The organism is Romboutsia maritimum, from assembly GCF_002251085.2.
In the GTDB taxonomy this organism is placed as follows: domain Bacteria; phylum Bacillota; class Clostridia; order Peptostreptococcales; family Peptostreptococcaceae; genus Romboutsia_B; species Romboutsia_B maritimum.
Genome location: NZ_NOJZ02000046.1, coordinates 1 through 7,101, shown reverse-complemented (window position 1 = coordinate 7,101; position 7,101 = coordinate 1). Strand labels below are relative to the sequence as shown.

At 27.0% G+C, this 7,101-nt stretch carries 8 protein-coding genes; all 8 read right to left on the bottom strand.

Translation table 11 applies throughout. The features are described from left to right. A partial coding sequence (locus tag CHF27_RS14610; RefSeq protein WP_115976296.1) for a M28 family metallopeptidase occupies window positions 1–1,673 on the bottom strand: 1,673 nt, incomplete at its 3' end. A 307-nt stretch (window positions 1,674–1,980) separates the two neighbouring features. Continuing rightward, entirely contained in the window at window positions 1,981–2,634 is a 654-nt protein-coding gene (locus tag CHF27_RS13110) for a hypothetical protein (protein ID WP_095405243.1), read from the bottom strand. A 678-nt stretch (window positions 2,635–3,312) separates the two neighbouring features. Then, window positions 3,313–4,206, bottom strand: a complete 894-nt coding sequence (locus CHF27_RS13105; RefSeq protein WP_095405242.1) for a flagellar motor switch protein FliM — start codon at window positions 4,204–4,206, stop codon at window positions 3,313–3,315. 496 nt (window positions 4,207–4,702) lie between these two features. Beyond that, entirely contained in the window at window positions 4,703–5,056 is a 354-nt protein-coding gene (locus tag CHF27_RS13095) for a response regulator (RefSeq protein ID WP_115976293.1), read from the bottom strand. Between the two features lie 23 nt (window positions 5,057–5,079). Continuing rightward, entirely contained in the window at window positions 5,080–5,889 is an 810-nt protein-coding gene (locus tag CHF27_RS13090; protein ID WP_095406701.1) for a CheR family methyltransferase, read from the bottom strand. Beyond that, window positions 5,873–6,355, bottom strand: a complete 483-nt coding sequence (locus CHF27_RS13085) for a chemotaxis protein CheW (RefSeq protein WP_243445019.1) — start codon at window positions 6,353–6,355, stop codon at window positions 5,873–5,875. The genes CHF27_RS13090 and CHF27_RS13085 overlap by 17 nt, the downstream gene beginning before the upstream one ends. A gap of 18 nt (window positions 6,356–6,373) precedes the next feature. Then, on the bottom strand, window positions 6,374–6,859 hold the full coding sequence (locus CHF27_RS13080) for a chemotaxis protein CheD (protein WP_115976291.1): 486 nt from the start codon (window positions 6,857–6,859) through the stop codon (window positions 6,374–6,376). Beyond that, window positions 6,859–7,101 (bottom strand): hypothetical protein (locus CHF27_RS14300; protein WP_456300100.1); only part of this gene is annotated, 243 nt, incomplete at its 5' end. The genes CHF27_RS14300 and CHF27_RS13080, both read right to left, overlap by 1 nt.

Genomic DNA, 7,101 nt, shown 5'->3' with positions numbered 1-7,101 from the left:
TTTCTTAAATAGTACCATGTTCCATTTAAATTTATCCATCCTTTTTGCATTGCTCCTGAATTAGATAAATAGTACCACTTATTTCCTACTTTTTCCCAACCTATTGACATTTCTCCGTTATTTTTTAAGTAATACCATGTTCCATTTATGTTTACCCAACCTACACTTGATTTATGACTTATTTTAAAAGTTTTAATTGTAGTTCCAACATAGTCTCCTATTCCTTTTATTGTTACTTTAGCAGTTCCTATACTTTTATTATCACTATATGATACAGTGTAGTCTTTATCTTTTTCTAATAATTTACTTCCATCTTTTATTGTTACAACTGGAGTTATTTCTCTCCCTGTATATACTTCATTTTTAATATTTTCTATTGTCATATCTGATATATTTATTATTGATCTATCTGAACTAGAATGGTGTTTTGAACTCTTGCTTGATTTATGACTTATTTTAAAAGTTTTAATTGTAGTTCCAACATAGTCTCCTATTCCTTTTATTGTTACTTTAGCAGTTCCTATACTTTTATTATCACTATATGATACAGTATAGTCTTTATCTTTTTCTAATAATTTACTTCCATCTTTTACTGTTACAACTGGAGTTATTTCTCTCCCTGTATATACTCTATTATCAATATTTCCTATTGTCATATCTGCTATGTTTGTTTTTAATCCTTCTGGGTTTAACTGTAGTAATACTGCTGGTAAAAGAGTACAATATTTTTTTATTGTATTTTTACCATGATCTCCCCATTCCTTTTCAATAAAAGTTAAATCATCTCTTCCAGGAACATGCATTACTTCACCAGATTCAGTTTCATAAGCACCAGAACTTCCATCCGCTGGATTTTTAGGATCATCTAATAATTCCCAGTTTGCAGCTTCAAAGTATAAATATGGTACAAAATTTCTAAAGCTCGCATGATCACCCCAATTACCTGTTGTAGGTGATGGATAATTATAATTTAACTTTGTATTATTCAAATGCATATCTAAATTTAAAGATTTAGCAAGTTCCATAGCTTGATCTACAGGCCATGCATTTTCTACTTTTTTAGTTTTTTCATTAAAATTACCACTGTATAAATAACTATATGTTCCAGCTAAAATACTATCTATATTTACCATATAAACTAAATTATTTTTTTCTTTTTGTGTCATTGACTCTACATAAGCTTTAGAACCATTAAGACCAGTTTCTTCAGCTCCAAAGAATACAAATTTAATAGTATAAGGAGTTTCAACATTAATCATTCTTATAGCTGTTTCTAAATTTACAACAGTACCAGAACCATTGTCATCTACTCCTGCAGTTCCAACACTATCGTAATGAGCTCCAACTACAACTTGATTATCAGAGTCACCTTTTTTTGTCACAATAATATTTTGACTATTGTATTCTACCCCTTTTTTTGTATACTTAAAAGGTTGAGCAGTAACTTCATATCCAGCACTTTTAAGTTTGTCTTTAATATACTCAGCTGTTACAACTTCTTGTTTAGTTCCTGCTATTCTTTCACGAAGATTTTTATCTAAATATCTTAAAATGTCATATGCATATTTTCCATAATCCCCTACTGTTTCTTGTGCAAATATATTTGTTCCACATGCAAATAAATTAAAGGTCATTAAAAATGCTACTACAGTTCCTAATATTTTCTTCTTCATAGTACCCCTCCATTTTAAAATTTTAAAAAACACAAAAATAAAATTTATTTAAAATCCTTTTAGACTTTAAATATCAATAATTAATATATATAAATTTCTACAATATAGTTTTATCACCTTCATTTAATTCTAAAAATTTAGACATTTAAACATAAATTATACAAATCTTTACATAAAATTAAAGCCCTAGAATTTAAGTTCTAGGGCTTTAGCTTTATAAGATAACAATATCTTTACATTTATTAATACTGTTGCATTAGTGAAAAAACGTGATAGGACAACTCACACCACGCTTAGTATTTTTCAATTATTTACTTTTATTTTCTAAATTCTTTCTTCTATTATCTAATGGATTTAGGTTTATATGATGAACTCTCTCTTCTTCTCCTGGCTTCATTATAACATCTTCCATGTTAACTTTTCCATTTGGAGTATGAGCTATCACTTGAGGTTGCTTATAACCTTTGTGATAAATCCATGTGTATCTCTTATTTATTACTCTATCTAAATCTTTAAACGATACTAAAGCTTTTGCTTGAGCTTTACCGTATTTGTCTTTTAATATTACAGCTATCGTTTCATCATCTATAACTTCATATTCATTTTTTTCTTTTGTATTAACCAGCTCTAAGTTACATTTTCTATTGTCTAATGTATCTCCATTTATATGCTTAATTGGAGCTGATGATTGTGTATCTAATATTACTGATTGAATATTTTTCTTAGTACTTTTTATTTTCTTGTTTTCTTTAGTTACAGTTAAGTTTTGAACTAAGTAACTATTAAAGTCTTTGTGCCACTCAGCAAACCAAGTTCCCATTGCTTGAACTTTTTCTAAATCTTCAGTATCTATTTTAGCCACAAGTTCAGTATTATTTTTTTTAAGTATTGTTATTAGGGTAACTGAACCTTGAGTTTCATACTTATTTTCAGTTGTTTTATAATTATTTATGACAAACACCTCTTTCTTTTTTAATGCTATTTCATTGTAACAGAGTCTAACAATAAAAGCTAATATGTTTTATTATAAGCTTATTAGTTTATTTACATACATTAATTACATCTTAAGTTCATAAGTCATGTACTAAATTTCAGGTGATTGTTCTATGTTATAGTTTGTATACTTTATTGGAAATTCTCAAAGATTATGAAAACTTAAAATCATAGGAACATTACATAGTTATACATTTTTATATGTAAAACTATATAAGTACTTTAAATACAGAAAAAAAGATGACTTAACTTTATACTATGTCTATAAAATGAGATATGATATTTAAGTTATACTTTACCAAAACAGATTATTTTGATTATTTGGAACATATATGGTAGGAAGTAATATTTAAATTAAAAAATATATTAATTTAATATTTTTAGCTTATTATGGTATGTTTTTATAGTCCTCAAGAAATCAAGAAAAATCTATCTCACCTAGTATTATACGTCAATATGAATACGTAGAATATTTAGGAAGTTAGATTTTCTTAAATTTCTCTGAATCTCTCTCCATTTTTAGACACGTCCTTTCTAATCTCACTCAATTATAATCGGTTCGATTATTTGTGTCTATATCTATATACTAACATAATATATCTGAACTTCTTCATCTTCAAAAGTACCTAATTCTATTACTTAATGATTATGCTTCCTTTTTTATGCTATTTGTTATAATAATGCCCTTTTTATTTTTATTTTTAATAATACCAGGCTTACATTTAAATGATTTTGAATCTCCTACATAAAAATCTATATCCCCATTTATTTTAGTATCTAGAGTTATAACATCACCTAATTCTAGTTTTAAAAGTTCTTCTACATTTATTTTAGTTGTTCCTAGTCTTGCAGATACACCAGTATTTAGTCCCTGAACTTTATTGTATATTGCACTTGTAAATTCAAAATCATATTCTTTGTTTTTACTTATAAAAAGTCTTTTAGGTTCTAATTGGTCTAATACTGGCTCCAAACAACTAAACGGATTACAAAAACTCATTTTACCTATTTCTTTATTACCATTCATCATTTTCATATGACAAATAATAACTGACTCACTTATTGGATATTTTTGACTAGATCCTGCATTAGCATAAACATTAGAAACTTCTCTATTTTTGCAACCTTCAAAGATATGCATTTTTGTTAAAAAGTTACTCGCCATATGTGATGTTAATTCCCTATCAATTTCTGTAAGTTCTCTTTCATAATCATCAAATACACCATCTCCACCAAGCATTAAATCTATAAGTGTAAGTGCAATACTCTTGTCTAATTGATATATAAGACCTTGAACTAAAGGCTGTATTGCATGTTCAACAATTACAGAATCATTTGATATCATATTCATAAATTCTTCATAATTTGTTTGTTCTACTTTTTCTAATTTACATACTATATTTGGTGTTTTTAATTCATAAGCTACAAATATATTTAAATTCTTACAAAATTCTTCTGATATTACAGATAAAAATCGCATATTGTCTGTAGAATATCTTTGTGGTTTTTTAAAGTCATATACAATTATTTCTTGATTCATAATATTTTATTATATCTCCTCTTTAAATTTTATCTTCCTTGAAGATTGTTTACCATTCTCCACATTTCATCTACGGATTTAATTCCTCTATTATTAAATAGAAATCTTTTTTCACTAAAATCAAATCTGTCATCTCATTTTGCATACTTATATTAGATAATTCTATATACCCCTGCAATATCTTAAAATTGTCTAAAATTTCAACTCCAATACCTTCTTCTAGACTAAAAAAATCATCTCCTATTTAATATAATATCATTATCTCCAACAGGTTTATATAAATTTATTTATACTTAATTTTCTATTTGTAGTGTCATTATGATTTCTATCTAACATTTTAACTTATTCCAATATTATAAACACAAATAATCTTAACTGTGCTAAATAATATTATTCTAACTCAATATCACAAAAGGAAGATGTCTAAACATCTTGCTTTTATGATACTATTTCTTAATGTTGTACTCTAAATTTAATTATTTATTATCAAAATAAATTATAATTTAGATAAAGCAGATACAATCATTTCTTCTTTAAAAGGCTTTACAATAAATCCTTTTGCTCCATAAATAATTGCCTCTTTCATTCTAGCCTCTTGTCCTAATGCTGATACCATTACAATTGATGCACCTGGATCAATTTGTTTTATTTCTCTTAATGCTTGTAATCCATCCATTTCTGGCATAGTAATATCCATCGTTACAATATCTGGTTGTAATTCTTGATATTTTTCAATTGCCATCAAACCATTTTCTGCTTCTCCAACTATCTCAAAATCATAATTTGAAAGCATATTTTTAATGGACATACGCATAAATGCTGCATCATCAACTATTAATACTCTTTTCATAAATTTTCCTCCATTTTCATCAATTAAAATCTTTTTTTATACACTGATGGTTTTACACATTCAAAATCTGTTTCTAAATTAGATAAATTTTCAGACATTCCAATTATCAAATATCCTCCTGGTTTTAGTGATTCATATAATTTCTTACATAATTTCTGCTTTGTAGGATTATCAAAATATATCATAACATTTCTACAGAAAATAACATCATATTTACACTTATCCCAACCTATACTATTATTCAAATTAAAATATTTAAATTCAATTAAATTTTTCACATTTTCAATAACTACATAATTTTTTTCATTTATCTTTTGAAAGAAATTTTTAACCCATGATTGTGGTAATTTAGAGAGTTTATCTTCTGAATAAATCCCTGCCTTTGCTTTCTTTAATACATTATTAGAAATATCTGATGCTGTTATATGTACTTTTGACTTTGAATTTTTTCCAAGTATAGCTGACGCTAACATAGCAATGCAATATGCTTCTTCTCCAGTTGATGAAGCTGCAGACCAAATTTTTATACCTCCAATTGGTGGTTTTTTCAAACTAGGTAATAATACTTCATCTTTTAAAAATTCGTAGTGCATCTCCTCACGCATAAAATAAGTGAAATTCGTTGTTAGCTTTTCCACTAAAATAGATACTTGTTCTCCTGTCTTATCTTGCATCAAACTATCTATATAACTTTTAAAATCAGCAAATCCTAAACGCTTTACCATCAATACTAATCTTGTTTCAATTAGTGTTTTTTTCTTTTCAAGGTTTATTCCATAATTATTATACATAAAATTTTTCAATCGTGCAAAATCTCTATTCGTTAATTCCATTATTCATATCCTCTACAATTTCCATTAATGAATCACAGTCTAATATCATCTGAATTTCATTATTTATTTCACTAACACCTTTTATAAAGTCTTGCTTACATTCATCTTTATTTGAGTTCGTTTTCATAATTTTATCAGGGCAAATATTCATAACTTCATTTACAGCATCAACTATCAATCCTATTTTATTCATTTCATTTTCAATTATAATTATACAAGTTCTCTCATTATAATCAATTGAATTCATATCAAATCTCATCCTAGCATCCATTACAGGAATAATCGTACTTCTTAAATTTATAATCCCCTTCATATACTCAGGTAGGAACGGAACTTTCGTTATAGGTAACATTTCAATAATTTCTATAATATATTTTGATGATAATGCATACTTTTGATTATTTATAATAAATACCATATACAAATCATCTAGTTTATTATCTATTATTTCATCATTTGTGCTCACGAATAATACATCCTCCTTTTAAATAAATTTTTCATTTTTCCCAACACTTTTGATACGGAGTTTACTTGTAAGAGTATCAAATATAATAGTTCTTCCACAAGAACCTAATACATCTTCAGAAACAATAGAAATTCTTAATTTAGCTAATGTTTCTTTACATGCTTTTACATTTCTTTCTCCAATAGTAAATATACTCCCTGCTGTATTTTTATAATTAAACATATGTGCACCACCAGCTAACTTTGCTCGTATAAGCCTAGGGTTTGCACCAACTTTTTTCATTTCTTCATATAATAAAGTAATCCCTGTATCTGCATACTTCGCCTTGTTTACTATATTTTTTTCACACTTTGAGTCTGAAAGTAAAATATGAACTAATCCAGCAACCTTATTTAGTTCATCGTAAAGTACTACACCACAGCAAGATCCTAGTCCAACCGTCATAATCTGATCAGGCGACTTTATAATCTTAAATTCTGCTATACCTACTGTTACATTTGCCATTAGTTACTCCCCGAATCAACAAATCCTAATGAAGTTAATAGTTTTTGGCATGACTCAACTTGTGGAATAAAATAATACTTTCCTTCAACTTCTTCATCTAAAGTGAAAAAGTCTGTTTCAATACATAAAATCGAATCAGCAATCGGACCATATAACGAAATAGGTAAATTCATGATTGCCATAACCATATCTACACTAAAATAAGGAATCGATGGATCTATAGTTAAACTTGTCATATCAGA

What these genes read in the sequence shown, in the direction of transcription:
- CHF27_RS13105 (WP_095405242.1), bottom strand. Translation starts at nt 4,206, where the DNA reads ATGAATCAAGAAATAATTGTATATGACTTTAAAAAACCACAAAGATAT.
- CHF27_RS13095 (WP_115976293.1), bottom strand. Translation starts at nt 5,056, where the DNA reads ATGAAAAGAGTATTAATAGTTGATGATGCAGCATTTATGCGTATGTCC.
- CHF27_RS13090 (WP_095406701.1), bottom strand. Translation starts at nt 5,889, where the DNA reads ATGGAATTAACGAATAGAGATTTTGCACGATTGAAAAATTTTATGTAT.
- CHF27_RS13080 (WP_115976291.1), bottom strand. Translation starts at nt 6,859, where the DNA reads ATGGCAAATGTAACAGTAGGTATAGCAGAATTTAAGATTATAAAGTCG.